The following is a 25,676-nucleotide window of genomic DNA, read 5'->3' on the forward strand; positions in this document are numbered from 1 at the left end:
CTCTATATGAAATTTACTCATGTTTTTTTAGGGCTCATAATTACCTCTAGTTCTGGCTTTGCTGCTGATGATTTCAACTGGCTTCGAGATGATGCTCGTAAAGATGAGCGAGTTCTTACCTACCTAACAGAACAAAACCACAAAACTGAACAGCACCAAAAAAGTTATCAGACGTTGACAAAAAACCTACTCACGCAGTGGGGTACCATGGTGGCAGACAAAGGTGATAAGCCATGGTCGATCATGAGTGGAAGAGAGTGGACGCTAACGCGTCGCGATGGTCGTTACTTACTATTATCCCGTGCGAGTCAACATGCACCAGAAAACGTGGTGTTCGATTTCGATGAACGACAATCTGCGCATCAATACTACCAACTTGGTCAATGGCAAGTGAATGGTGACACGCTACTTTTCACGGAAGATATCGACGGCAGCGAACAATATCGCGCCGTGGTTGTTGATTTACTCTCCGGTCAATCTACGGAACTGGCGACGCACGTCGATAGTGGCGTATTGTTGTCACCTAACGGAAAAGTGGTATTCCTCGTTGCAAAAGAAAAGCGTACCCAGCGACCTAATCAGATCTTACGTATCTCCACTGAATCTTTGGCAAAAACAGTCCTATGGAATGAACCCAAGTCAGATTGGTTACTTTCTTTCTATCGTGCGGCAGATAGCCGTTATGCTGTGCTGCAAAGCAACAACGAGTCAACAACAGAGCAGAAGCTTGTCGACCTAGAAACGGGCACTGTCTCAGATTCATTGCGAAAGCCTGAAGTGGGTGTGGAATATTACGCGGATGTGGCGAAAGGTTACATTTATCTTAAAAGCAACCTGGAAGGAAAGTTCGCCCTTTACCAAGCCGAACTCGCACCGCTTGGCGCAACATGGCAACGCTTTACCAATCCTCGTGAGCCGCTTGAACAGTTCTACCTTTATGATGCAGGAGTTGTGGCACTTAGTAAGCCAAACAACTTGTCGACATTGACGGTGTATTCTTACCAAGGGCAGGAAAAAGTGATACTGCCATTGGAACACGATGGTAATGTCGCTTGGCTAAGCACGTTGGGCGATTTTGAATCAAACAAGATTCGTATCCGAAGCATGTCGATGACTACGCCTCCTCAGTGGGAAGAGTTCGATGTAAAAACGCTGAATAAATCCTTGTACTCTCAAGATGCTTACCAAGACTTTGATAGTCAGCGTTATGTATCCCAACGTATTTTTATTAAGCACGACGGCGTTTCTGTCCCTGTCTCTTTGGCGTATCGCAAAGACAAATTGCACCCACAATCTCCTGTGATGATTTACGGTTACGGCGCGTATGGTTTTACGATGAAACCGTACTTTATGCCTCAGGTTATCAGTTTACTCGACCAAGGTGTGATTTACGCTATCGCCCATGTTCGCGGCGGTGGGTATTTTGGCGATGAGTGGCACGAGCAAGGCCGTGGTGTACGAAAAGCCAATTCTATTGGTGATTTTGTCGCGGCGGCTAAGGCGCTGCAAACATTCGAACGTGGCAATAGAGAGGTTTTTGCCATCGGCTCAAGTGCTGGTGGCACGTTGGTCGCAGGAGCGGTTAATCAAGACCCTAAATTGTTTTCAGGTGTCGTGCTTAAAGTACCTTTTGTTGATGTGGTAGCAAGCATGTCGGATACCTCACTTCCGCTGACCACACAGCAGTATGGCGAATGGGGTAACCCAACCAAATCTGAGCAACTGGCGCTAATGAAAGCGTACGATCCAATTCTCAACATTCATAAAGACGCTTACCCACCTATGCTGGTTCAAGTCGGTTTGATCGACCAGCGCGTGCCTTATTGGGAAGGCGCCAAGTATCTCGCCAAGGTTTCCGCGCTAAGTGAGCGCGACGGGCCGTACTTGTTGCAGACCGATTTTAATTCGGGCCACCAAATGGACCCACGACAAGCGCAAGAACAACAAGCAAAAGAATATGCCTTTCTTTTATCACTAATTAAAACATCTAAAGCGGAGCAGTAAATGAAGCTTACCCCAGTGTCAGCGGCAGTACTTTCGGTACTAGCTGCCAGCCCAGTGCACGCCAAATCTGACGTTTTCTCTATGGAAGAGGTCGTGGTGACGGCGAATCGGATTGAACAACCAATGTCTGAACTAGCAGGCAGCGTCGCAGTTGTCACCAGCGAAGAGATTGAACAAAAGGGCGAAACAGAGCTTTATGATGCGCTGCGTCACGAACCTGGGGTAAGTGTGTCGGGTGGTGCTGGTCGTCCACAAAACATCACGATTCGAGGCATGACGGGTAACCGCATTATGATCATTCGTGACGGTATTCGCTCAGCAGACGGTTTTGGTGCGAATGACAGCAATGACAAAGTGGGCCGCGATACGTTTGATCTTTCTAATTTGGAATCATTAGAAGTAGTGAAAGGGGCGAGCTCCTCAGTCTTAGGTTCTGGTGCTATCGGTGGCGCTGTGATTCTAAAATCCAAACAGCCGGGCGAGTTTTTAAAAGATCGTGACTTTTATGTTGATGCCACGGGCACGTACACGGGGATCAGCAATAAATACAAAGGCGCGAGCAATCTGGCATTTCGTTCTGGCGACACGGAAAGCTTAGTCAACGCGGCGTATTGGCAAGGTGAAGAGACGCGTAACTTCAGCCAAGATTTGTACAACCGCGATTTGGATGGTTACAGCGCGTCATACGCCATCAATCATTTCCTCAATGATGAAGTGATGGTCAAAGCGCGTGCCGAACTTTATCGGCAAGACCAACAACGCCTGGAAGGTTCGCCATCTATACAGAAGGATGGCAAATGGTATATCGAAGACTTCGCAGAAGATGAATCGACAAAAGAGTACAGCGCTTACATTGGTGCAGAGGTTACACCGATTAATCCAACTTGGTTCGAAGAGTTAGATACAAAGGTCTACTGGCGCCACACCGAAGTGGTGGAAGACACGAATCGTTTAATGAGACAAGTTGACCACAATGGTTTGACTGTTAGACGTCGCGAGCTAGAACACAAAACCTTCATTGACGAAACAATTGGCTTCCGTGGTGATTTCACCAATACGATTTATGCTGCAAATGCTGAGCACCAATTGGCTTACGGTATCGAGCTTTCTACTGACTATTATGAACGCACAGATAGCGATTCCAAGATTGATTGGAACGGGGTAACGCCTTCGACCAAACAACCTTTCGCTCCTGCTCGTGCTTATAACATTGGTCTGTACGTTCGAGACATGGTGGAGCTGGATAAATGGACCATTACAGGCGGCCTGCGCTTTGATGCGCACCGTCTAACACCGGACGGTGAGGGTGAAGTGGGCGGCTTCCCATTAAAAGACATGGATAGCTCAGAGGTATCTCCAAGCCTATCGATTTCTCGTGAAGTGTTTGCCAATAACATCGCTTATGTATCTTATAACCACGGTTATCGTGCTCCGGAATACGACAAAGCGTATGGCTTCGTAAACCATGACTTTGTGCCGCTAACGCCGTTTGTCATTGCACCGAACATGGACCTAGAGGCTGAAACTTCGGACTCCTTTGAAATCGGTAACAAATTCGATAATGGCCGCGCGCAACTTTACGTTTCTGCGTTTTACAACAAGTTCCAAAACTTCATTGATGTTGTTACCACAGGGCAAGATAACTTCGGTAACTACATCAAGCAATACCAAAACTTACACGGCGTTGAGACCTACGGCGCCGAGCTTTCTGCCGCGTACGCTTTCACTTCGTCTTGGAAGCTAAGTACCAAGCTTGGTTATGTGGACGGAAAGGACGCCGAAGGCGAGTACGTTCGTAGCATCACACCTTTCGAGGGCAATGTTGGGCTGAACTATCAGCAGCAAGACTTTAATGCGTTCGCGACGTGGAACTGGGCTGGCTCGATGGATCGTGTGCCGAGTTGCCAAACGTCACTTGGACAAAAAACCGAATGCGCACAAACAGAGGCATGGAACACGCTCGATTTGGGGGCAAGTTACCAAATCACCAAAGATTTTCGTTTGAGTGCGACCATCATCAACCTGTTCGACAAAGAATACATTCGCTACCAAGACGTTGCTGGCATAGCAGATGAGAGCAAACGCTACTCAACGGAACCTGGTCGTTACTTTACGGTTAACGCGAAATACGTCTTTTAGTAGGAGCCCTGCATGAAACTCAAACTTTTGGCGCTTTCTCTTACGTTAGCAGGCGTTCAAGTGACGAACGCTGCCGAGTGGGATTACCCTAGCGCTGCCATTACGGTTACGAACCAAGCTGAAGCGCTGCGCTATTTACAAGCGAATTACGCTAGCGCTGGCGAACTTAAGTTTCGCTATCAAACTCGTTCTCAGCTCGGAGATCATTACAACTTTGATGTGTGGGTCGATGGGCAGTATCAACCGCAACGCACCATTGTGCTGTCGACTAACCAAGACAGCCAAGTTGAGCGTATTTTCAAAAGCCTTGAAGATACGGTGATTCGTAATGGTGAGGCGATGCCTGCCGGAGAACTGGAACTGCCTGTTCGATTGGAAGTGACCGAGCCGCCAGCATTGAGCTCTGGTGAGTTAGTAACGGTTCCCGTCTCACTCTTTGAGCCTGATTTACGTACAATGCAACAACAAGCTGCGCCTGATTCTGCTTGGAATTCGTTAGAGGATTATCCGCAGCCACTTCAATATGTTGAGAAGCAGATTCAAGTTTTGCAGTCTGGTGGCAAGTTCTACCTAGCCAACGAGCGCGTTAAACAGGTGGATGCACTTGCATTACTGTCTTCACCTGCGGTAGGTGCGGAGCCTGTGCGTGATACAAGCAGTATTTTGCCGCCTGAGGGGGTTCAATCTTTTGCGGATGTAAAAGCGATGCAAAGCGCTCAACTTGGCGACAATGCCTTTTTGCAGTTGATGGCGTTTTACCATCTTGACAGCTCACTGCAGTACTTATCGAGCTTGAGCTATGACTTATTTGACGAACCGCTTCGTTTTGATGGGCGTGGTTTAGCGCTCGACAACTCTTCTTACTACACAGGTTCGCGTGCGCTGATGTTAGGCGTTGGCGGAGTATCTCCAGATGCTGCAGATGCAGATGTGATTTTGCACGAGCTAGGACACGGTATTCACTATCAAATCGTTCCTGATTGGGCGTATGGCCATACTGGCGCGATTGGAGAAGGTGTTGGTGATTACTGGGCGGGCAGCGCGAGCTACCGAACACAGTATTTAGATGCAGCTCGCCGTGGCCAAGAATTCGAGTTAGATACGGTGTTCAACTGGGACGGTATGTTCGGAACACGCAAAACAACTCGTAGCTTATGGAACCAAAGAGCGCGTTACTTCGAGAGCTCAGAGTATCCAGCGCACGTTAGTGTGGGCGGTGAACTAGGCGATGAGCTGTGGTCAACGCCACTGTTCCAAGCACTTAAAGCGTCGGTTGAACGATATGGTGATGATACCGATAACGTGTTCCGCGAGTTTGACGCCATTGTTCTTGAAGGCATGTATGGCATTGGTCGTGGCGTGAAAATGCATGATCTGGCGGAGTCCACCGTGTTTGCCGCAAGCACTTTGTTCCCAAATAAAGACTATGCCCAATTCCTGACGGACAGCTTCAACAAACACAACTTACTTAAAGCGCCTCTTCGCGTTCGCTATGACGCTCGATACATCGCACAAGGTCAAGACGTGGGAGTGAGCCTGAGCCAAACTGGCCGCGAAGCGAGCATCAAAGGGCAATGGCAGCTAAATAACGCATCCGTTTTCGACTTTGATGAAACGCTTTCTGACTCGACCTCAATGAAGGTGGCGTTACCAAGCGGTCTGACATGTGGCACGCAATTCGATTCCTCTATTTTATTGGATTACCAATTTGCTAAAGGTTTAAAGGCTCACCAGTGGAGCGAAAAGGTGATGCTGGTTAATGGTACGCCAGAGCTCGATATCCAGCCTCAACCAGTGAACTCCGCTTTGCCGGAGCAGGGTGACAGGTTGTTCTCTCAGACGCTATCGGACAAGTCACGCACGATTGATGATTCGTTTGCGGTTTACCTGAACATCGAACATGACTCACTGCAGGATCTGCAAGTGACGCTTGTGTCTCCACAAGGTAAATCGGTTGTGCTACTTAGCCATCAATCAAGCAATACCAATGGATTTAAAGGTTACTTCACCGCTCAGTATGACGAGGAGTTACAAGCACTTGTCGGTCAACCGAGTTGGGGTACTTGGCGTCTCGAAGTATCTGACCGCGTGTCAGGGAACTCTGGGGTGTTGAAAGAGTGGGGTGTTAGTCACTTTGCTCAGTATCAGTGTAGTGCTGATACCACTAAAGAAAGCAGTGGTGGTTCAGGTGGCAGTGGTTCGCTTTGGACCTTGGTAGGACTTTTCCTGCTTTCAATGGTGAGAGTGATTCGTTCTCGTTAATTAAAATCTAAAGAAGACAAAATTTATGAAGTTTCAATATTCTTTCGTTGCTATGTCACTAGCCCTAGCTGGTTGTGGCGGTGGTTCTGGTGGTGACACGTCAACACCGACCTATAATGTAGCTGGCACCATCGTTTCTGCAGGTACACTTCTTGATACGCCAGTATGTATCGATTTAAACCAGAACTACGTTTGTGATACTACTGAACCGAGTGCTAAAACGGATAATGCTGGTAAGTTCTCCCTGACGTCAAGCGACAAGAACATTTTGACTAGCACGATTCTTGCTCAAGTTGATCAAGGCTCAAACCAAACGTTGCGTCTTGCAGCTCCAGGCCAAAACTTAGCCACGGGTAACACAGTAAATGGTGTAACAACATTGCTCGCAGGTCTTGTGGTTGACGGTAAAACCGTTGCTCAAGCTGAAGAGATTGTTAAAGCGCAACTGGCTAGTGTAGGCGTTTCGCTGAATGGTTCGGTGATGTCTAACGCAGAAGCCAGCGAGCTAGACAAGCTAGAGCAAAACACGGTTGCGCTATTAGCTGCGATGCAACCACAACAAATGACCAAAGGCGTAGCGCTGCTTGCTCAAAGTCTTAGCTTCCAAGGTAAATCGTTGGCCTCTGATCTTCTGTCTGAAGCGGAAGTGAGTGCATTTGCTGAAGAAATTGCAGCGGTTGCTGAACAAACGGTTGGCAGCAACGATACGGGTGCCGTTCTTCATTTTGCTGATGGCGCAGCAGACGTTGCTGAGGTTCAAGCTGCTTACCCTGGTCAAGATGCGGAATACGGCTTCGACAAAGAGGACAAGCAAACGTCGACAGGCGCTGGCTTTAAGTTCGTTAAGCTAGATTCACAAGGTGCTGCTTTAGCTGCAGATGCGACTGAGTGGGCTTGTACTATGGACGAGCGTACTGGTCTTGTTTGGGAAAACAAGAGTGCGGATGCGAGCTCGGTTCAATTTAAAGATCGCCTATTTGCGTTTGAGTCTGAAACATTTAAGCCATTTAGCAAAGATGTAGAGCTTGCAGGTTGTAAAGACGCTGGTGATGAAATTTGTACTACGAGCCAATATGTTGAGTACATAAACAAACAATCGTTATGTGGAATCACTGGTTGGCGCTTGCCTACTTACCGTGAAACATATGACTTATTAGACTTTGGTGAACAAACACTGTTCGCTCCGAACGAGGAATATGCGCCACACAACGTGTATGGTTTCAATGTTAAATACTTCCCACAGCAAACGATAGGCAGTCCTTATTTAGAGTATGGTGCGTTTTGGCATGACGGTTTTAGGTTTACGGACACATCATCACAGCTCATGGATGGTGAGATTTATTTCCCCGCAATTGTCTCTCGGGGCGCAGATAGAGGGGCTACTTCATTCGTTGAGATTCGCTCAAGCAGTACAAGTGAAGATGCCTATGATTCCTACCAATTCCCAATCCGTCTAGTAGCAGTTAAGGGACAATAAGATGAAGAAACTAATGACCGCGCTATCTCTTGTGTTGGCTTCTCAAGTAGCAATGGCAGCACAAGAGTGTTCGACTGAGTTTGCTAAAACAGCACCTAATACACGTTACACTTATTCAGATAAGGGAACTGTAACTGACTTAAAAACAGGTCTTACATGGATGCGCTGTCCAGTCGGTATGACATGGAATGCAGCAAACGAAGAATGCACCGGAACGCGAGCTACGATGTCATGGCAATTCGCGCTGTCTACGGCCCAACAAATTCGTAATCCGTCCGGTAACCACCCTCTACACAACTTTGCTGGCAAAAAGAATTGGCGACTAGCAAATATTAAAGAGTTGGTATCGTTAACGGAGCAAGCTTGCTATAGCCCAGCGATGAATGGTACAGGCTTTGCGAGCGGTTATACACTGACAGACAAGGACGATATTTTAGGACGTAATATTTGGAGTAACACACCTAATGGTGATGGTAAGCATGTTGCTACTCTTGATACGACTAATGGTGAGGTTTTCAATAGAGATCCATTAGACTCAAGTTTCAAAAGCTCTCTCTTGTTAGTGACAGATGAATAATACTTATTACGTTAATAAAGATTGATAGCTTTGCCTTTATAAAAAGCTCCGCCAGTGCGGAGCTTTTTTCTTTTCTAACCTTTGGCACTTATCGTGTTGAGCAGAATGTTTAAACTTGGAACTGCTTAAGCTGATGTTTTTGGTTTTCCGCTAAGCCCGAAAGCTCTTGAGCGGCAGCGGCGGATTGCGTAATGCCAGTTACGTTCTGGCTCACTAGTTCATAGATGTTCGTTAAGTTGTTGTTGATATCAGCCGTGACCTGTTTCTGCTCTTCTGATGCGGTTGCAACTTGAGTGTTGATTGAGTTCAGATCGGCGATAGCATTACTGATATTAGCAAGTGATTGGCTAACTTCTTGTGTCAGAGCTTGGTTGTCTGACAACATGGCTAAGCTAGAGTGCATGCTTTCATTCGCGTGACCAGATTGCTGTTGAAGCTCTTCAATGATGGTCTGGATCTCTTTTGTCGATTCCTGAGTTCGCGCCGCTAGCATACGTACTTCATCGGCCACTACCGCAAAGCCTCTGCCACTTTCGCCCGCTCGTGCAGCTTCAATCGCTGCATTCAGTGCAAGTAGATTCGTTTGCTCAGAAATACCTTCAATCACTTCGATCACGCGACCAATGTGTTCTGATTGATCTTTTAGCGAAGTCACGACGGCAGCGGCTTCGTTAAGTTGTTCCGCCATCTTTTCACTTGCGCGAGTACTTTCCCCAAACATGCTTATACTTTGTGAGGTTAACGTACGTGCTTGATTTGATGCACTATCGGCTTCTTGTGCATTGGTCGACACTTCAGCTGCAGTCGATTCTAGTTGGTTGATTGCCGAAGCCACTTGCTCAACTTCTTGCTTTTCTTGATCTGAGTTAACGCTGCTTTGAGTCATAACAGTCGCTAACTCGGTCGATGCTGATGCCACATCCTCACTAATTCGAACTAATGCACTCACGGTTTCACGCAGTTTGTCGATGGTTTGGTTTACATCCTGAGCCAGTTGCGACACTTCGTTTTTTCCGATGGCTTCGGCTTTAACCAATAGATTTCCTTTCGCGACTTCTTGCATGGTTCCTTGAAGGTTACGAATCGGTGCAACGATATAGCTGGCTAGTATCCAACTAATAAGCGAAGCGGCACTCAAGATAACTGCAAGCGTGACCGCGCTGTAAGTGAGCGTGGTTGAATGCTGTTCGCCATTCGTTTCGACTTCATCGGTGACGATTTGATTCAATTGTTTAGACAGGTTGTCGATGGCGTTGATCATTGCTTCGCCAGCCAATCGATATTCTGCCATCGCAGATTCGTACTTTTGATTGAAATCGGATGTGGTGTAGCCAGAAGAGTGTTTGGTGGTGAGCAGAGGTGTCATGGTGACGCGCGTGAAATCAACATAGCGATTCATAGCTTCACGCATAGCATTCACTTCGGTTTGAATGCCAGGGAGGCTATCAATGGAGTTGAGAAAATCGCGGTTTTTGTTTTGTCGTTCAGACAGTTCTTGGTTGAGAGATTGGACATCTTCGGCTCTAAATAGACTGTAAATGGCTTTGATGCGCATGGCGTAGGTGTTGTCTACGATGGCGCTGAGTTCCTCTTTATGAATTATCAGCTTGTTGGTGGAAGTGGAAACCTTATTGAATGCTTGGTCGAGCTTGCCGATTCCGACGCTCAATCCAATGACGAGTAATACAACGGTGAATAGAACAGGCAATAAGACCTGAAGTTTAATAGAAAGCGTACTAAGAAATTGACGCATGATTGACCCTCTATCGGTTTGATTATTATCTTTTTTATAAATAAGCATCTCGATTTTAATTGCCACATTCGTCAAATCAATGACTTACTCATATCCAATTGTTATGAAATGTACCAAAATCGATGGAGTTATCATTTTGAACGCGCGGCAATTTATAAAAGCGCTAAGCTAAAAACGGTAGAGGGGTCAGTCGCGGAATTAATATACAGAAATGACAACGTGTCATAGAGGGTTCAACTAAGTGAAACACAACTGTCATATTCAAATTCTAAAGTGAGCACCGTTCAAGTGAAACACAACGGCAATAAAGCCACTTAAGGAAATTGTGATGAAAAAGACAGTAATCGGTGCAATCGCACTTCTAGGCGCAATGGCAGTGACTCCTGTTTCTGCTAAAGAAACTATCTCTGCAGTGGGTTCTAGCAGCGTAACTCCACTGATGGAAGTTTTCTCTGAAACGTACATGAAGAAGAACCCTAACGTATTTATCGAAGTTCAAGGCCCTGGTTCTTCAGCTGGCGTTAAAGCAGCAAAAAATGGTTCAGCAGACCTTGGTATGTCTTCTCGTAATCTAAAAGACTCTGAAAAAGAATCAACACTAATCGAAGAAGTGGTTGCTCGTGATGGTATCGCAGTGGTTGTTAACCCACAAAACAAACTGCCTGGCCTAACAGCAGAGCAAGTGACTGCAATCTACAAAGGCGAAGTATCAAACTGGAAAGAAGTCGGTGGTGCAGACAAGCCAATCGTAGCAATTACTCGTGACACGGCTTCAGGTACTCGTGGCGCATTTGAAGACATCATGTCTCTTAAAATGAAGATTTCTGGTAAGAAGGTATCAGCTATCTCTCAACGTGCTCAAGTTGCAAACGGTAACGGCGCACTAAAAACAATGGTTGCATCTAACCCATACGCAATCGGCTACATTTCTCTTGGTACTGTAGACAACACTGTTAATGCTCTAGCAATCGACGGCGTTGATGCAACGGTAGCTAACGTGAAAAACGGTTCTTACAAAGTAGCTCGTCCATTCCTTGTGCTTTACAAAGAAGGCAAGCCATCAGCTGAAACGCAAAAATTCCTAGACTGGATGCTAACTGAAGATGCGCAAAAGCTAGTTGACCAAAACGGTTACATCTCAGTTAACTAATTCTATCGGGACTCTTAAGTTTGCTCAGCCCACCATTTAGGGCTGAGCCTTTTCTATCCATAGTGTTCACCGGCAAAACGCCCAGAACCGTGAGATTTTTTAAATGACCATCGCAACAAATAGTGAAAAGCTTATGAATACTGACGCTAAAGCTATCAGCAAGCCCGGCCTGCGCGAGAAACGTCGCGTAGACTGGAAAGAGCGTATCTTCCACGGCTTGTTCCTAACCAGTGCCGTTATCGGCATCGTCTCATTAGCCGTTATTGCTTACTTTATTGTTCGAGAAAGTATCCCGGCATTCCAAGAAGCTGGTGTATCGGGCATCGTTCTTGGACAAAACTGGCTGCCGCCTGCACTTTACGGTGTTGCGACAATGATTGTTGCATCTATTGTATCGACGGCAGGTGCGGTAATCGTCGGTGTGCCAATTGGTGTGCTGACGGCTATCTTTATTGCCGAAATCGCACCAAAGCGTCTTGCGGATATTATTCGTCCTGCAGTTGAGCTTTTGGCAGGTATCCCGTCTGTGGTTTATGGCTTCTTTGGTTTGGTCATCATCGTACCGCTGATTCAAAACATCTTTAATGTCCCTGCGGGTAACACGATTTTGGCAGGTATCATCGTGCTTGGTGTGATGATTCTACCGACCGTAATCACGGTATCTGAAACGTCTATTCGAGCTGTGCCTCGCGCATACAAAGAAGGCTCTTTGGCACTTGGCGCTTCGAAAATATACACAATCTTCAAATTGCTCGTTCCAGCGGCTCGTTCAGGCATCATGACGGGTGTGATTTTGGGTATTGGCCGTGCTCTAGGTGAGACAATGGCGATCATCATGGTGATGGGTAATGCACCTGCTATGCCAGAAGGCATCCTAGATTCGGCACGTACGCTAACCGCAAACATCGCGATTGAAATGTCTTACGCAAGTGGTATTCACGCCAACGCTCTTTACGCCACTGGTGTTGTACTTCTGGTCTTCATCATGTCGTTGAACGCTGTACTTCTTTACCTAAACCGAGAAAAAGCGAAGTAATCGCTCGTTAAAGGTGACTATTATGGATCGCGCAAAACTAAAACAAGCTCGCCAGTTCAAAGATAACGTCTTTAACGCTTTGGTTTGGATTTCGGCAGCACTAACGGTAGGTTTTTTGTTCTGGATTATCTGGTACATCCTATCAAATGGTCTACAACACGTAGATTGGAACTTCATTACTGATAACTACACACGTACTGGTGAAGAGCACGGTATCTTCCCGATGATCGTCTCGACCATCTACATGGTTATCGCATCCATCGCGGTAGCGGCGCCACTGGGTATCATGACGGCAATCTACTTAACCGAATACGCGAAAGTCGGTAGCCGATTGGTAAAAATTATCCGATTCTGTACTGAGTCGTTGGCGGGTATCCCGTCGATCATCTTCGGTCTATTCGGTATGACGTTCTTCGTGGCAATTCTTGGTCTGGGCTTCTCGATTCTGTCGGGTGCACTGACTCTAAGTATTCTTATTCTGCCAGTGATCATCCGTACTACGGAAGAAGCACTAATGGCAGTGCCTCAAACGTATCGTGAAGGCTCTTACGGCCTTGGCGCTTCAAAAATTTACACTATCTGGCGTTTGATTCTTCCGAGTGCAATGCCAGGTATCTTAACCTCGGTCATTCTAAGTATTGGTCGTGTCATTGGTGAGTCTGCTCCAGTATTCCTGACAGCAGGTATGGTTGCACGTATTCCGGATTCTTTATTGGATTCAGGTCGTACGTTAACCGTTCACCTTTACAAACTGACTACCGAACTGTTTACCGTTGAAGAATGGAATCAGGCTTACGGTACCGCAACAGTGCTTATCGTGGTTGTTCTTCTGATCAACATGGTAACGAAACTGATTGCTAGACGTTTTAACACCGCAACTTACTAACAACACTAATTAAGAACGCACGTTAAAAGACACGAATTCAAGATTTAAGAGATTAAGAAAATGAACAAATTTGATATTGAAAACCTAGACTTATTCTACGGTGAAAACCAAGCACTGAAATCGATCAACCTACCAATTCCAGTTCGCCAAGTAACGGCACTTATCGGCCCGTCAGGTTGTGGTAAATCAACGCTTCTACGTTGTTTGAACCGCATGAACGACCTAATAGAAGGCGTGAAAATTACGGGTAAATTGGCGATGGACGGCGAAGACATTTACGGCAACATTGATGTTGCGGATCTTCGCATCAAGGTTGGCATGGTGTTCCAGAAGCCAAACCCATTCCCGATGAGCATTTACGAGAACGTGGCTTACGGCCTACGTGCTCAAGGTATCAAAGACAAGAAACACATTGACGAAGTGGTAGAGCGTTCACTACGCGGTGCAGCACTTTGGGACGAAGTGAAAGATCGTCTGAAGTCACACGCATTTGGTCTATCGGGTGGTCAGCAACAGCGTCTTTGTATCGCACGTACGATCGCGATGGAACCGGATGTGATTCTGATGGATGAACCAACGTCGGCACTTGACCCAATTGCGACACATAAAATCGAAGAGTTGATGGAAGAGCTGAAGAAGAACTACACCATCGTTATCGTGACCCACTCAATGCAACAGGCGCGTCGTATCTCTGACCGTACTGCGTTCTTCCTAATGGGTGAACTGGTTGAGCATAACGATACTCAAGTGATCTTCAGTAACCCTCAAGATGACCGTACTCAAGGCTACGTAAATGGTGATTTCGGTTAATTCGCCATATTTACAAGCATAACTAAATAACTATAAGCGATGGTAACTTTGCCCCTCTTTTTGAGGGGCCTTTTTCTTTTCAAGCTGCAGATTTATAACACCAACCTATACCAATAATTCTTGCAAGGAAGCACAAATCCCCCCCCTTTTTATAGAACATGTAACTTATGTGAAATACGGTTATAAAAGTGCTGAAGAGCTCTCGAATGTGAAACTAAGTCTGATAATTTTGCGAATGACTTAACAGCTCAAATTTGATTGTATTGATTGCATATGATGGCCTAAGTAGTTTTTTATCGAGAATAAAAAAGTAGATTAGGTTGGTAGGGTGAGTTTAAGAAGTTTTACAAGAAAAGTGTCTTCAACGAGGGATCATCGCTTATTAGCGGAGGCGATATTTGATCATTTAGAGAGTTTGTTCTCCCCTCAAGCCTTAGCCATTTTTGAAGATCCTTCAATCAATCTCCGTTATTCTGTGAGTTTCTCTCGCGGGGAGTTTTACCCAATCCAAAGCTATCCTGACAGCTTCTGGGAGTGGGCAAGTCAGTTTGACACTTCTGAAAGCATCATTCCTCTGGCGATCAATACTTGTAACTGGAATCACACCCAAGATTTAGGTGGAGATAGTTACATAATGATGCTCGATAACACGCCTATCAAACGCACCTACCTACTGATTCAGTCTGTTCATGCTCGCACGGCACACAATATCTATGAAGAAAGCTATGATGCAATGCAGCTTGCAGCGGCGCGTTGGCAGTGCATTCGCGCCGAGAAAAATGCGTCGCAAGAGATGAGACACAGAGACATTCGTGAAGCGCAATATGTCGATGAAATTAACCAACGCGAGCGCTTTATCGAGAACATGAAGTTAGTTCAGCAAGTTGCTCTCGAGATCTCCAACCCTGATTCCTTAAAAGATTTGTATTACAAAGCCGTCGAAGCGCTACGTCAACGGTTGGGGTTTGACCGCACCACACTGATGCTGCTGGACATGAAAAAGCGAAGTTTCAGCGGTACATACGGCACGGATGAGTCTGGTATTACGATCGATGAATTCCACACGCAGTACGACCTTCATCAACTGAGTGAGGAATACATCGCTGCGCTGTCAAGCCTTGAGAGCAACCTAGTGATCGTGGAAGATGCGCCGATATACACGGCAGGTAAAGTGGTTGGGCAGGGGTGGAACGCGATGTTGATTCTACGTGATGGCAATGAGCCATTTGGTTGGTTCGCGCTTGATAACTTTATTCATCGCAAGCCGATAACAGCGTATCAAAAACAGATGTTGGACTCGTTTGGCTCCCTTTTCTCACAAATTTACATTCGAAAGCGCCAAGAGCAGAACGTGCGTATGTTGCATTCAAGCATGGTTGAGCTATCACGCTGTACAACCGTCAGTGATGTATGTAAATCGGCCGTCACTTTTGCCATCAAAAATCTTGGTATTGATCGGATGGCGGTGTTTTTGACCGATGAAAACTGCTCATACATGCAAGGTACTTGGGGCACGGACATTCAAGGCAATGTGGTGGATGAGTCTTATTTCTTTGGTGAGACACAAGACTTTTCGTTGATCAATTTAGCTCGCGCCGTACCTAGTGAAGTTGCATTTGAGGAATCCGTTCCTATTTATCATGACTGTAATATTGTCGGTTTTGGCTGGGCTGCGATGACGGTTTTGACCTCGAACAGCAGCGGGCCCATCGCTTTTATTGCCGTTGATAACTTATTGACGCGCGCGCCGCTAACTTCTCAGCTACGTGAAGTGATTCGTATGTTCGCTTCCAGTCTAGCGGAGGTTTTGCAGCGCACTCAAGCGCAAGAGGCGATTCGCGGATTAAACGAAAACCTGGAGCTAGAAGTACAGAACCGAACCAAAGAGTTGGAGGAAGCCAACCGACAGCTTGAGGTGCTTTCTAAACTTGACCCTCTGACACGTCTTGGCAATCGCCGTATGTTAGAACATGTGATGCAGAAATATTGCGCGCTAGAGTGTGAGGAAGCGATGTCCTTTGGTCTTATCCTGATTGATATTGATCACTTTGGATTGTTTAATAATCACTATGGCCATCTTGAAGGGGATATCGCACTAATGCGCGTGGGTCATATCTTGGATCATCATACCAAAGGTGAAGACGAGGTTTTCTGTCGCATTGGTGGAGAAGAGTTTGTGTTACTAATGATCGGCTCCGATCAGGAGGCGGTAAAGCAGAGAGCGGAGCGTATTCGTCAATGCATTGAAGATGAAGGCATCAAACACCAACACAACCCAGAAGGTGAGCTGCTCACCGTGTCAGTCGGTTATTCTTGCTACAAAACGAAAGGCAAAGACTTTAATTTCGACCATCTTTACCAGTTGTCGGATAAGGCACTCTATCAAGCGAAGAGTCATGGTCGAAATTGCGTAAGGCGATATGAGTACGAGCATCAAGCTTTTGTTGAATAAGTGATGCTCATAACATCAAAGTTACTGAGACAGTTTGGTTGATTTTTAGATAAAACTGCTAAAGTGAGTTTGGCCGCACAAGAAAAATGGCAGCTCTCTTGAGCTGCCATTTTGCTTTATAGTTTTTCTAGATGGTGGTCGGTTTTCGTTACGTTTGCTTTTCCAAGGTTTTGAATTTTTGCCAGTAGCGAGTCTGGATGCCAAGGTTGTTGATTGGCACTAAAACGTGCTTGGTTCATGGCATCAAGTTCTTGTTTTACTGCCTGCACATCACCAGAGCTTAACCTGTCTCGGTGAGTGTTTAGATACTCGTTTACTGAGCGTTCAATTTTAGCAGCGTCCCCTTCATTGATGACTTTTTTCAACGCATCAACGCAAAGAGGTTGCTCGGTATTCGAAACCGTTTTACTCGCCGTCATAGGACGCTTCTTCCATGCCCAAATCGCGACTCCTAACGTCGCCACCCAAAGCCCAGCGAAAACAAAGGTCAGGGTTTGCCAGAGGCTGCTCACTCCACCGTTTGGTTCGGGACTGATGGCTGACTCAGGTGGTGTTGGCAGAGGCGATTCCGGCAACGTGATAAGCCCGGTGTCACTTTGCTCTATTTCTAATTGTAGCTCTGGTAACGTCGCTTTTTTCGCTTCATCATTTTGGCTGTCCCACCAGTTCAAATGGTATCCCGGCAAGGTATATGCCCCAGCCTCAGTGGGGATAATGACTTGCTTCACTGTCATGATAACGGTGCCATCTCTCGCGCTGTCGAATTGAGGCTGTTCTGGGTAGACCCGCAGTGAACTTGGATAATCAATACTTACTCGTGGAAGGTATTCGGCTTGTGTTCCGCGAGCTTTAATTTGAATGGTTCGAGTGAGTGAAGAGCCCTGTTTGACAGTGTTGAGCGCATTAACCGACAGTGGATTACCTTGATCGTCTTGCCAGCTCTGCGTCATTTCTAACGCTGAAGCTGGAAGCCATTCCCCTTCAAATTCACTTGGAATTGGTTTTACCTCGATAGGCATTTGCTCAGCTTTGGTGTTGATTGGCATGAGCTTGGTAGAGCCCGTCAAGCTGTCGCCATAAATGTAAGAGCCTGTCAGTCTAGGACCTATCAAGGTGTAAGTACCCGGCTGATTCGCCGTTAAGCGAAACGACTGTTCAATGACCGCTACTTCTAATCCATTTAAGATCTTTTGTCCCTGCTGTAAGCCACCAATAGCTTCAAGCTTCATGCCTTCAATCTGTGGAGGCACAATTTGTGGGTTATCAAGACGGCGGGTATCTGCTTTGATCAAAAGCTGCATACGTAATGTCGCAGATTGCTGAGGGTACAGCGTGCTGTTGTCGACACTGATATTAAAGCTAAATAGGTCATCGAGATTGGGTTCAGCTTGGCTTGCGGTGACACGAAGCTTTATTGGCTCCGTTCTCATACCATCTGCGGAAAAGCTCGGAATAGTCAGAACACCTTCTTTCATCGGCGCAATCGAGATACTCCACTCAGTACGTACAGATTTTCTTCCGTTAATGTTATTGCTGGAGCGCCCATAACGAGGTTGACCCAAGAAAAAGTCGTTCTCAAGTACATTAAAGTCAATTGCATCTGAGCTGAGCTCAGTATCTGCCATGATTCTGAGGTTGATCACTTCATTCTTAGCAACTTGTGTTTTATTGACGCTTGCTTGAAGCGTCTGTGCCATCACCGAGAAGCTGGATAATAGGCTGGCCACAAGAATAAAGATCAGTTGTACGCCTTTGTTCATCACGGGCTTACCACTCCTTTTGAGATTGTTGTGGAGGTTGTTTTTGCTGAGCTTGAAGCTGCATTTGTGCACGAATCAAAAAGCTTGGATCGCGAGCGCTTTCGACTGCTTCTAGACGACGGAATTCAGGATCATTCCGATGCGTGTTTTTTGGCTGCACTTGAGCCTGCATTGGTTCACCTTGTTCCTGAGCCTGCTTTTCACCTCGTTTTGGTCGATGTTGCTCTGTTTTTTGCTTTTCTTTTTTATTTTCAGATTCTTGCTGATTTTGTGACTGTTGTCCTTGCTCTTCCTTCTCACCGTTTTGAGACTTTTGTTGCTGTTGCTGTTGCTGTTGCTGTTGCTGTTGCTGTTGCTGTTGCTGTTGCTGTTGCTGTTGCTGTTGCTGTTGCTGTTGCTGTTGCTGTTGCTGTTGCTGTTGCTGTTGCTGTTTCAGCTTCTGTTCCACAACCGACAAGTTTTTCTTTGCTGCTTCAAAGTTGGGCTTTTCTTCAAGCAGTTTTTTATAAAGCTCTGCTGCTTCTTCTAATTGACCATTTTGCGCCAGAGAGTTGGCAAGGTTATAGCGGCCGTTAGGAGAGGAGTCATGAGAAAATGCTTCGATAGCGGCTTCGTAGTCACCTTTTTGGTAACTGGCGGCTCCTTTCCAGCTTGGGTTTGTAAATAGGTTTTGCGCCTGTTCATACTCACCTTGCTTGTAGAGTTCCGCTCCTCGTTGGTCGGCATTTAAGAACGGATTTGCTTCGGCGTGTTGTGTCCAAGTCATAGGTATTATTGTTGCCACAAACATCCAAATCAGGCCGCGTCGGAACAGTAAAGCTGCAGGCAGAAGTAACAGCGGAAGCAACCAAAAGCCACCGTTTAAGCGAGAGTCAGTGCTCACTTCTTCACTCTGCTTGGCCGAAAGTTGACTGCCAACGTTGTTCGTAAAGGCTGAAATGTTCTCAACATCGCGATTGGTGTGCTGAATAGGAACAAAAATTCCACCTGTTTTCTTTGCTAGTATTTGTAAATTCTTCAGATTTGTTTTCGCTACGACTGTTGTGCCTTGTGCAGTTTTTAAAAGAGAACCATCGGGTAGGGCGATGGGAGCGCCATTAGCGGTTCCTACTGCGAGAACTGAGATGCGAATGTTTTTACCTTCGACCAAATTCAACGTCCGAGACAGTTCTGACTCATCAAGGTCATCAGCTAACACGATGATGTCGCCTTGTTGCACACCTGCTTGAGAGAACTGGTTGAGCGCTAATTCAATTGCGGAAGGCAGGTTTGCCCCTTGAAAAGGCATTAGCTCTGGTGACAAATTCTCGATAATGCCGGCAAGCGTACTGGAATCAGTCGTCAGTGGACTTAAGTTATAGGCATCGCCAGCGTAAGCAATAAGACCCGTAGCCCCTTCTTTCCATTTAGGAAGTAAGTCCAGCGCCTTATAACGTGTTTGCGCGAGTCGATTAGGCTTGATGTCCGTAGCGAACATCGAGCGAGACATATCAAGCACTAAAATGCGGTTTTGGTTTAATTCAAAGCTTGGGCGAGCGTTGGATTGCCAGCTTGGTCCCGCTAGCGCAATACAGGCAACCGCCCAAGCTACGCCCCAGAGAATAAAATAGTGTTTGGACTGCGTGTTTTGTCCGAGCACTTTAGCTAGGTGAGGGGCAATCAGTGTCGATTTTTTTGCTCTAAATTTGTGATTGAGCAAGAGCGCAATAGGGATTGCGATGAGCCCCAAAAGCCAAGAAGGGTTAAGGAAAATAAACTCAGCCATGTTTTCTCCTCAGTAGGAATAACAATACCGACAGTACGAATGCAGCGCTTAGTGGGTATGGGAACCATTCTGACTGCGGACGCCAAGTTTGCGTGTCGCTTGACACGGGCTCGAGCTGGTTGATCGTGTCGTAGATCTTTTCGAGCTGATCAGTATCTCGCGCCCGAAAATATTGTCCACCAGTCATCTCTGCCACTTTAGTTAGTGTTTGCTCATCCAAGTCGGCTGCGGTGTTAACCTTACGAGTCATGAAAAACTCTTTCACCAACATTTCACCAGCACCTACGCCTACGGTGTAAATGGTCGCATTGTATTTTTTTGCGATTTCCGCTGCTTCGAGCGGTTCGAGCACACCGGCAGTATTGCTGCCGTCACTAAGCAAAATCATGACTCGTTGCGGAGCATCACTGTCTACAAAGGTTTTTGTGCCTAGACCAATGCCATCACCAATGGCGGTTCGTTGACCAACCAAGCCGATGACGGTTTGATTAATCTGCTGCATGACGGTTTTACGGTCTGCAGTGAGTGGCGTCTGCAAATACGCGTGATCGCCAAACAAAACAACCCCGAGACGGTCACCTTTTCTTTTTGCCACGAAATCCGACAGAACTTTTTTGACAGCGGTGAGGCGGTCGATGTATTCGCCATTGAGCTCCATGTCTTCTTGCTGCATCGAGCCAGATAGGTCGACGACTAACATCAAGTCCCGATATTTGGGTTGGAACTCAACTGGATCACCAAACCAAACTGGACGCGCACAAGCAATGATAAGAAGAACCCAGATCGCCATTGATAGTGATTTTTGCAGGGCTTGCCTAGGCTTGCTGCCATTCTCATTAGTTGGTAAGTACGCCAATTTGATCTCGGCTTGTTGAGATTCTTGTGGCAGAAGCTTGTATACCAGCCAGGGGACAGGCAGCAAAAATAGTGCCCACCACCAGACAAATTCAATGTTTAGCCATTGGGCAAGATCGGTTATGAGTGTTTGCTCAGTCACGGTTATTTGCCTTTTTCTTTGGTGGCAAAGCGTGAGTTATCCAAAAGATACAATCATCGACCAAGCTTTGATGATTTTCTTGAGAGGATTTCTGATACAGCGCTTCTTGCCACTGATGTTGTTTGTCTACGAATCGAGTTTCTTTGGTATGGCTATCGAGAAATTCATACCAAGCGATTTCAGTTAATGGCGCGATTTCTTCACGCGGAAAGTAACTCAATGCCGCCTGACGCAATATTTCTAGAGCAGAGGAAGGGGTATGAGGTGTGACAGATTGAGTTAAAAGTTTTAAGGCTGCCTTTTGCGCGCGTAGGCGTTTTTTACGCCATTTCGTATAAAGATAAATGCTGAAAACGAAAAGTACGGTGGCCGCAAGCACTGCCCACCATCCCCAAGTGAGCGGAAACCAATCCGGAGCGTTTGGTAAAATCAGAGGTTCAAGGTCTAGGCTTTGGTTGTTTGTTGTCATTATTACTGCTTAATAAATGCTGCTTTTACAGTTTGTTAGCTTAATTGTGAAATCAAGGGCCAACCACTTGATAGCGTGTTAAATGGAATCGCCATCGAATGGCATTGCTGTTTAATGGTTTCTTGGTGTTGAGTAAAGTGTGTTTCGAGTTCCTTTCTTTGGCCCTTGGAGCCAAAGTTGAACCATTGACTACGTTGTCCATCTGAGGCTTTTACTTGACCTCTAAAGTTTGTTTCACCTCTTTCTAAAGGGTCATAAAACTGTATAGCCCTCACACTGTTGTGCTGTTTTAGTCGACGTAACTGCGTCAACTCTGCTGCGCTTATGTGGGCAAAGTCGCTGAGCATAATCAGTTCGCTGCCCTTAGGTGTCAGTGTATGAAGTGTTTCTAACACCTGAGTATACGGCAGTGTACGAGCCTCGTTGTTGGCAGTACGAGCCACCTGCGCGTTATGTGTATCGACGATAGCATTAAGAATCCGCAGCCCCTGTTTTTGTAGAGAGGAAGGGCGAAACTCAAAACATTGATGTCCATCGTCAATCACCGCACCGATGCGATCCTTTTTAGCCAAAGTGAGCCAAATCAACACGCTGGCAAAGTGAGCCAATTGAACCGACTTAAGCATATACTTAGACCCAAAATGCAGGCTAGAACTCAGGTCAAGGTAAAGAATCACAGCTTGCTCTTTGTCTTCTGCAAATAACTTTGTGTGCGCTTTCCCTGTACGAGCAGTTACCCGCCAATCAATACTGCGGATATCATCGCCAGGTTGGTATTGGCGTACTTCCATAAAATCCATGCCTCGCCCTTTTTGGCGGCTGGTATGGTTACCGCTCATTTGCGACCAGATACTTTGTGCTGGTGGCAACCAACGTACAGATTGAGTGCGGTATTGCAGCAGCTCTTCAAGGGTTAATGTCACCCCATTCGCATGAGGTGGCAGTGGATGCGTTGTGGACATATCACTCCCTCGTCTTATGCACTGCCAACGAGGTTTAGCAGCTTATCAATGACTTGGTTTGCCGTAATGCCTTCCGCTTGAGCGTGGTAACTCAGTAATAAACGGTGGCGCAAAACCGGATAAGCCATGGTTTGAACATCTTCTGGGGACACAAAATCACGACCTGCAAGCCAAGCGTGCGCACGGGCACAACGATCCAGAGCGATGGTGGCACGTGGACTAACGCCCATTGACAACCACTTATCCAGCTCAGTGTCATATTCGCTGGCTCGACGTGTTGCCATAACTAAACGGACGATGTACTGCTCTATCGTTTCTGCCATATGAATATCCAACACTTCTTTACGCGCAGTGAAGATATCTTGTTGGCTTAACATTGGCCGCTCGACGGTAGTTTCGCCTTTTGCTTCACCGCGGTTAATACGCAAGATAGATAGCTCATGTTCCGCATCTGGGTATTCCACTTCTAAATGTAATAAAAAGCGATCTAGCTGCGCTTCAGGTAGCGGATAAGTCCCTTCTTGTTCAATCGGGTTTTGAGTCGCCATGACCAAAAACAACTCTGGCAACGGGTAAGTATGGCGACCTGCTGTGACTTGTTTCTCTGCCATTGCTTCAAGCATCGCCGCTTGTACTTTGGCCGGTGCACGGTTTATCTCATCCGCAAGGATAAGAGAATTGAAGATAGGACCAGATTGGAAAGTGAACTCTCCGGTTTCGGGGCGGAAGATATCGGTGCCGGTTAAATCGGCTGGCAGCAAGTCAGGGGTAAACTGAATTCGGTGGAAGTCGCCTTCAACACAATCTGAGAGTGATTTTACTGCACGGGTTTTTGCCAGCCCAGGAGGGCCCTCAACCAAAATATGTCCATCGGCCAAAAGGGCAACAAGCAGTTGTTTGACTAGATCTTGCTGACCAATGATCTGCGACTCTAGGTATTGCTGAAGAGTTTCGAAGTTAGATTTATGCATGCTTTGGACTCTCGATATCCATTTGATTTTTGTGTTGAGTATTGGTCATTTTCCTGATGGAAAAAGTTCCAATGCGCTTTCGCAATTTATCTTTTCAATATTGGGACTTTGCAGAGAATTGCAAGTACTTGCTATCACTGAAAGTTCTTACCTGACAGGGCGTTACATTTATTTTTCATAATATAGTGAGAAATGCCTCTAGTTTTGTATATGTGAGCCGATAAAGTTTCTGTGATGTGCGTGTCATGAGATATGCACCAGATTCCCCTTATGGGGCCAATAACAAGTGATTCTTTTAAAAGGTCCGAATATGTTGAAACTTCATTCCTTGAGCATCAAACAGAAGGTTGTACTTGGTATTACGTTTGCTGTTTTAGCATCAACAATTATCGTTGGTGTTATGGCTCAGCGTCATGCAAGAGATGTGTTGAGCCACCGTCTTATTGATATCGAACTACCTGCGATGCTGCAGCAAATCAATACAGAAATTGACCGCGAAGTTGTAGAGATGCAACAAGCCGCAAAACAGCTCGCAACAAACGAGTTTATTGTCGAAGCTCTATCTAATACAGACCGCGATCCGTCGGTAGAAGTTCAGTTAGTTCAGCAGCTCAATAACGTTAAATCCCAGTACGGACTTAATGATGCGTCGGTAGCCAATCGTCAAACGGCATATTACTGGAATCAAAACGGGTTCTTGCGTCAGCTTAATCGAACTCAAGATGCTTGGTTCTTTGGCTTTACGTCTTCTGGTCAAGAAACGTCAGTGAGCGTTTTCCAAGAGGCAAACGGCGAAGTAAAAATGTTTGCCAACTACCAAGACTTAAATGGTACATCAATGTCAGGTCTTTCAAAGTCGATGGACGACATGGTTGCGCTGCTCAATGGGTTTAAAATTGAAGATACGGGTTATGTGTTCCTCACTAACGAACAGGGTGAGATTCAAATACATCGTCAACAAGGTAAAAACCAAACTTCTATCACTAAGCTATTTGGTAGTGATGCGAGTGCACTGCTGAATAAAAACAGCTTCAATTTGATTAATGTGGACTTTGAAGGGCAGGACTCGTTTGTTTCCAGTTTGTATGTTCCTTCAATGAACTGGTTTGTCATTGGTGTAGTCCCTGTCGATGAAGTCTTCGCTGACCTAAATGCTACTGCGCAAAAAATGCTGTTTACGACCATCATTGTCGCCGTTGTATTCATTCTGATGGGCGTATGGTTGGCAAATAGTATTACTAAACCAATTCGACTGATTGCCGATCGTTTTACTGACCTTGGGCAAGGTGAAGGCGACTTGGCGCAGCGCATTGAAATTCAGGGTAATGATGAAATTGCTCAGCTTTCAAAAGGCTTCAACGGATTTATTGAGAAGATCCACGCCACAATGAAAGAAGTTGCTTTAACTAGCGGCTCATTAAGTCAAGCGGCAGAAAGTGTTTCGACGAAAGCAACATCCACACATGACAACAGCCAAGAGCAACGTGATCAAACCATTCAAGTTGTTGCGGCGATTAACCAGATGGGTGCGACCATCAGCGAAATTGCATCGAACGCGGCTACTGCTGCCGATACGGCAAATCAGGCTTCTGATAATACTCAAACGGGTCGTGAAGTGGTTATGAAAGCCAAAGAGGTGATTAGCCGCCTAGCTGATGACGTAGAAACGACCAATATTGTCGTCACGCAGCTGGCATCGACAACTAAAGATATTGGCTCGATTCTGGGCGTAATTCGTGACATATCAGAACAAACCAACTTGCTCGCGTTGAACGCCGCGATTGAGGCTGCACGTGCTGGAGAGCAAGGTCGTGGTTTTGCGGTGGTTGCTGACGAGGTCAGAAACCTAGCGTCACGCACAGCTGACTCAACAGAAGAGATCCAACGGATGATCAACCAACTTCAAAGTGACGCACAAGATGCGGTAAGTGCTATGGAAGCGGGTAAAGCGGTCACTATTGAAGGGGTCGCTTCAACCGATGAAGCAGTGGAAGTGTTAGTCAATATTTCTGAGCGAATTACAGACATCTCTGATCGTAATACGCAAGTTGCGACGGCGACGGAAGAGCAATCCACTGTGGTGCATACCATTAACCAAAACATTGAAGAAATCAACGCGATCAATGAAATGACAACGGCAACGGCAGAAGAGCTGGCGGATGCAAGTCGTGATCTTCAAGCGCTCTCTTCACGTCTGGACAAGATG

General features: G+C 46.2%; 18 protein-coding genes. 11 read left to right on the forward strand and 7 right to left on the reverse strand.

The window, feature by feature from the left end:
• Nucleotides 1–6 precede the first annotated feature (6 nt).
• From CAG69_RS16900 to CAG69_RS16920, 5 genes are read left to right on the forward strand one after another with little or no spacing between them, the layout of a single operon-like run.
• Nucleotides 7–2,004: a prolyl oligopeptidase family serine peptidase gene (locus CAG69_RS16900; protein WP_161445304.1), complete on the forward strand. Its 1,998-nt coding sequence runs from the start codon at nucleotides 7–9 to the stop codon at nucleotides 2,002–2,004.
• Nucleotides 2,005–4,143: a TonB-dependent hemoglobin/transferrin/lactoferrin family receptor gene (locus CAG69_RS16905; RefSeq protein WP_161445287.1), complete on the forward strand. Its 2,139-nt coding sequence runs from the start codon at nucleotides 2,005–2,007 to the stop codon at nucleotides 4,141–4,143.
• 12 nt (nucleotides 4,144–4,155) lie between these two features.
• Nucleotides 4,156–6,405: a proprotein convertase P-domain-containing protein gene (locus CAG69_RS16910; RefSeq protein ID WP_161445289.1), complete on the forward strand. Its 2,250-nt coding sequence runs from the start codon at nucleotides 4,156–4,158 to the stop codon at nucleotides 6,403–6,405.
• A 25-nt stretch (nucleotides 6,406–6,430) separates the two neighbouring features.
• Nucleotides 6,431–7,882, forward strand: a complete 1,452-nt coding sequence (locus CAG69_RS16915; protein WP_065646340.1) for an Lcl domain-containing protein — start codon at nucleotides 6,431–6,433, stop codon at nucleotides 7,880–7,882.
• A 1-nt stretch (nucleotide 7,883) separates the two neighbouring features.
• Complete coding sequence (locus tag CAG69_RS16920; RefSeq protein WP_053808314.1) at nucleotides 7,884–8,459, forward strand: Lcl C-terminal domain-containing protein; 576 nt, start codon at nucleotides 7,884–7,886, stop codon at nucleotides 8,457–8,459.
• A gap of 109 nt (nucleotides 8,460–8,568) precedes the next feature.
• On the opposite strand, the gene CAG69_RS16925 is transcribed toward CAG69_RS16920, so the two are convergent.
• Nucleotides 8,569–10,212, reverse strand: coding sequence for a methyl-accepting chemotaxis protein (locus tag CAG69_RS16925; RefSeq protein WP_161445291.1), 1,644 nt, complete (start codon nucleotides 10,210–10,212; stop codon nucleotides 8,569–8,571).
• 328 nt (nucleotides 10,213–10,540) lie between these two features.
• On the opposite strand from CAG69_RS16925, the gene CAG69_RS16930 reads away from it, so the two are divergent.
• The 5 genes from CAG69_RS16930 to CAG69_RS16950 all read left to right on the forward strand — a co-directional run bounded on the left by CAG69_RS16930 (nucleotide 10,541) and on the right by CAG69_RS16950 (nucleotide 16,546).
• The gene (locus tag CAG69_RS16930) at nucleotides 10,541–11,362 is read left to right on the forward strand and encodes a phosphate ABC transporter substrate-binding protein (protein ID WP_006741922.1); all 822 of its coding nucleotides are present in this window, start codon (nucleotides 10,541–10,543) and stop codon (nucleotides 11,360–11,362) included.
• A 103-nt stretch (nucleotides 11,363–11,465) separates the two neighbouring features.
• Nucleotides 11,466–12,398: a phosphate ABC transporter permease subunit PstC gene (gene pstC, locus CAG69_RS16935; RefSeq protein WP_006741921.1), complete on the forward strand. Its 933-nt coding sequence runs from the start codon at nucleotides 11,466–11,468 to the stop codon at nucleotides 12,396–12,398.
• Nucleotides 12,399–12,420: 22 nt separating this feature from the next.
• Nucleotides 12,421–13,284, forward strand: coding sequence for a phosphate ABC transporter permease PstA (gene pstA / locus CAG69_RS16940; protein WP_005397882.1), 864 nt, complete (start codon nucleotides 12,421–12,423; stop codon nucleotides 13,282–13,284).
• Between the two features lie 60 nt (nucleotides 13,285–13,344).
• On the forward strand, nucleotides 13,345–14,094 hold the full coding sequence (gene pstB / locus CAG69_RS16945; protein ID WP_005397884.1) for a phosphate ABC transporter ATP-binding protein PstB: 750 nt from the start codon (nucleotides 13,345–13,347) through the stop codon (nucleotides 14,092–14,094).
• A gap of 328 nt (nucleotides 14,095–14,422) precedes the next feature.
• A complete protein-coding gene (locus CAG69_RS16950; protein WP_161445293.1) occupies nucleotides 14,423–16,546 on the forward strand; it encodes a diguanylate cyclase in 2,124 nt (707 codons plus the stop codon).
• A gap of 116 nt (nucleotides 16,547–16,662) precedes the next feature.
• Here CAG69_RS16950 and CAG69_RS16955 read toward each other — a convergent pair whose 3' ends face one another.
• From CAG69_RS16955 to CAG69_RS16980, 6 genes are read right to left on the reverse strand one after another with little or no spacing between them, the layout of a single operon-like run.
• Nucleotides 16,663–18,309 (reverse strand): BatD family protein, encoded by a 1,647-nt coding sequence (locus tag CAG69_RS16955; RefSeq protein ID WP_161445295.1) that lies wholly within the window; start codon nucleotides 18,307–18,309, stop codon nucleotides 16,663–16,665.
• A 4-nt stretch (nucleotides 18,310–18,313) separates the two neighbouring features.
• Nucleotides 18,314–20,071, reverse strand: coding sequence for a VWA domain-containing protein (locus CAG69_RS16960; protein WP_161445297.1), 1,758 nt, complete (start codon nucleotides 20,069–20,071; stop codon nucleotides 18,314–18,316).
• Nucleotides 20,064–21,068, reverse strand: coding sequence for a VWA domain-containing protein (locus CAG69_RS16965; protein WP_161445299.1), 1,005 nt, complete (start codon nucleotides 21,066–21,068; stop codon nucleotides 20,064–20,066). The genes CAG69_RS16960 and CAG69_RS16965 overlap by 8 nt, the downstream gene beginning before the upstream one ends.
• A complete protein-coding gene (locus CAG69_RS16970) occupies nucleotides 21,061–21,537 on the reverse strand; it encodes a DUF4381 domain-containing protein (RefSeq protein WP_161445301.1) in 477 nt (158 codons plus the stop codon). Before CAG69_RS16970 ends, CAG69_RS16965 begins: the two co-directional genes overlap by 8 nt.
• A 35-nt stretch (nucleotides 21,538–21,572) precedes the next feature.
• The gene (locus CAG69_RS16975; RefSeq protein ID WP_053808320.1) at nucleotides 21,573–22,499 is read right to left on the reverse strand and encodes a DUF58 domain-containing protein; all 927 of its coding nucleotides are present in this window, start codon (nucleotides 22,497–22,499) and stop codon (nucleotides 21,573–21,575) included.
• A gap of 14 nt (nucleotides 22,500–22,513) precedes the next feature.
• Entirely contained in the window at nucleotides 22,514–23,470 is a 957-nt protein-coding gene (locus CAG69_RS16980) for an AAA family ATPase (RefSeq protein ID WP_005392397.1), read from the reverse strand.
• Between the two features lie 310 nt (nucleotides 23,471–23,780).
• Between CAG69_RS16980 and CAG69_RS16985 the strand changes: the two genes are divergently transcribed.
• The coding region (locus CAG69_RS16985) for a methyl-accepting chemotaxis protein (RefSeq protein ID WP_161445303.1) at nucleotides 23,781–25,676 on the forward strand (1,896 nt) is incomplete at its 3' end.

The organism is Vibrio sp. V43_P6S15P86 (genome assembly GCF_009904725.1).
Taxonomy (GTDB): Bacteria; Pseudomonadota; Gammaproteobacteria; order Enterobacterales; family Vibrionaceae; genus Vibrio; species Vibrio diabolicus.

What these genes read in the sequence shown, in the direction of transcription:
- CAG69_RS16900 (WP_161445304.1), top strand. Translation starts at nt 7, where the DNA reads ATGAAATTTACTCATGTTTTTTTAGGGCTCATAATTACCTCTAGTTCT.
- CAG69_RS16905 (WP_161445287.1), top strand. Translation starts at nt 2,005, where the DNA reads ATGAAGCTTACCCCAGTGTCAGCGGCAGTACTTTCGGTACTAGCTGCC.
- CAG69_RS16910 (WP_161445289.1), top strand. Translation starts at nt 4,156, where the DNA reads ATGAAACTCAAACTTTTGGCGCTTTCTCTTACGTTAGCAGGCGTTCAA.
- CAG69_RS16915 (WP_065646340.1), top strand. Translation starts at nt 6,431, where the DNA reads ATGAAGTTTCAATATTCTTTCGTTGCTATGTCACTAGCCCTAGCTGGT.
- CAG69_RS16920 (WP_053808314.1), top strand. Translation starts at nt 7,884, where the DNA reads ATGAAGAAACTAATGACCGCGCTATCTCTTGTGTTGGCTTCTCAAGTA.
- CAG69_RS16925 (WP_161445291.1), bottom strand. Translation starts at nt 10,212, where the DNA reads ATGCGTCAATTTCTTAGTACGCTTTCTATTAAACTTCAGGTCTTATTG.
- CAG69_RS16930 (WP_006741922.1), top strand. Translation starts at nt 10,541, where the DNA reads ATGAAAAAGACAGTAATCGGTGCAATCGCACTTCTAGGCGCAATGGCA.
- pstC (WP_006741921.1), top strand. Translation starts at nt 11,466, where the DNA reads ATGACCATCGCAACAAATAGTGAAAAGCTTATGAATACTGACGCTAAA.
- pstA (WP_005397882.1), top strand. Translation starts at nt 12,421, where the DNA reads ATGGATCGCGCAAAACTAAAACAAGCTCGCCAGTTCAAAGATAACGTC.
- pstB (WP_005397884.1), top strand. Translation starts at nt 13,345, where the DNA reads ATGAACAAATTTGATATTGAAAACCTAGACTTATTCTACGGTGAAAAC.
- CAG69_RS16960 (WP_161445297.1), bottom strand. Translation starts at nt 20,071, where the DNA reads ATGGCTGAGTTTATTTTCCTTAACCCTTCTTGGCTTTTGGGGCTCATC.
- CAG69_RS16970 (WP_161445301.1), bottom strand. Translation starts at nt 21,537, where the DNA reads ATGACAACAAACAACCAAAGCCTAGACCTTGAACCTCTGATTTTACCA.
- CAG69_RS16975 (WP_053808320.1), bottom strand. Translation starts at nt 22,499, where the DNA reads ATGTCCACAACGCATCCACTGCCACCTCATGCGAATGGGGTGACATTA.
- CAG69_RS16980 (WP_005392397.1), bottom strand. Translation starts at nt 23,470, where the DNA reads ATGCATAAATCTAACTTCGAAACTCTTCAGCAATACCTAGAGTCGCAG.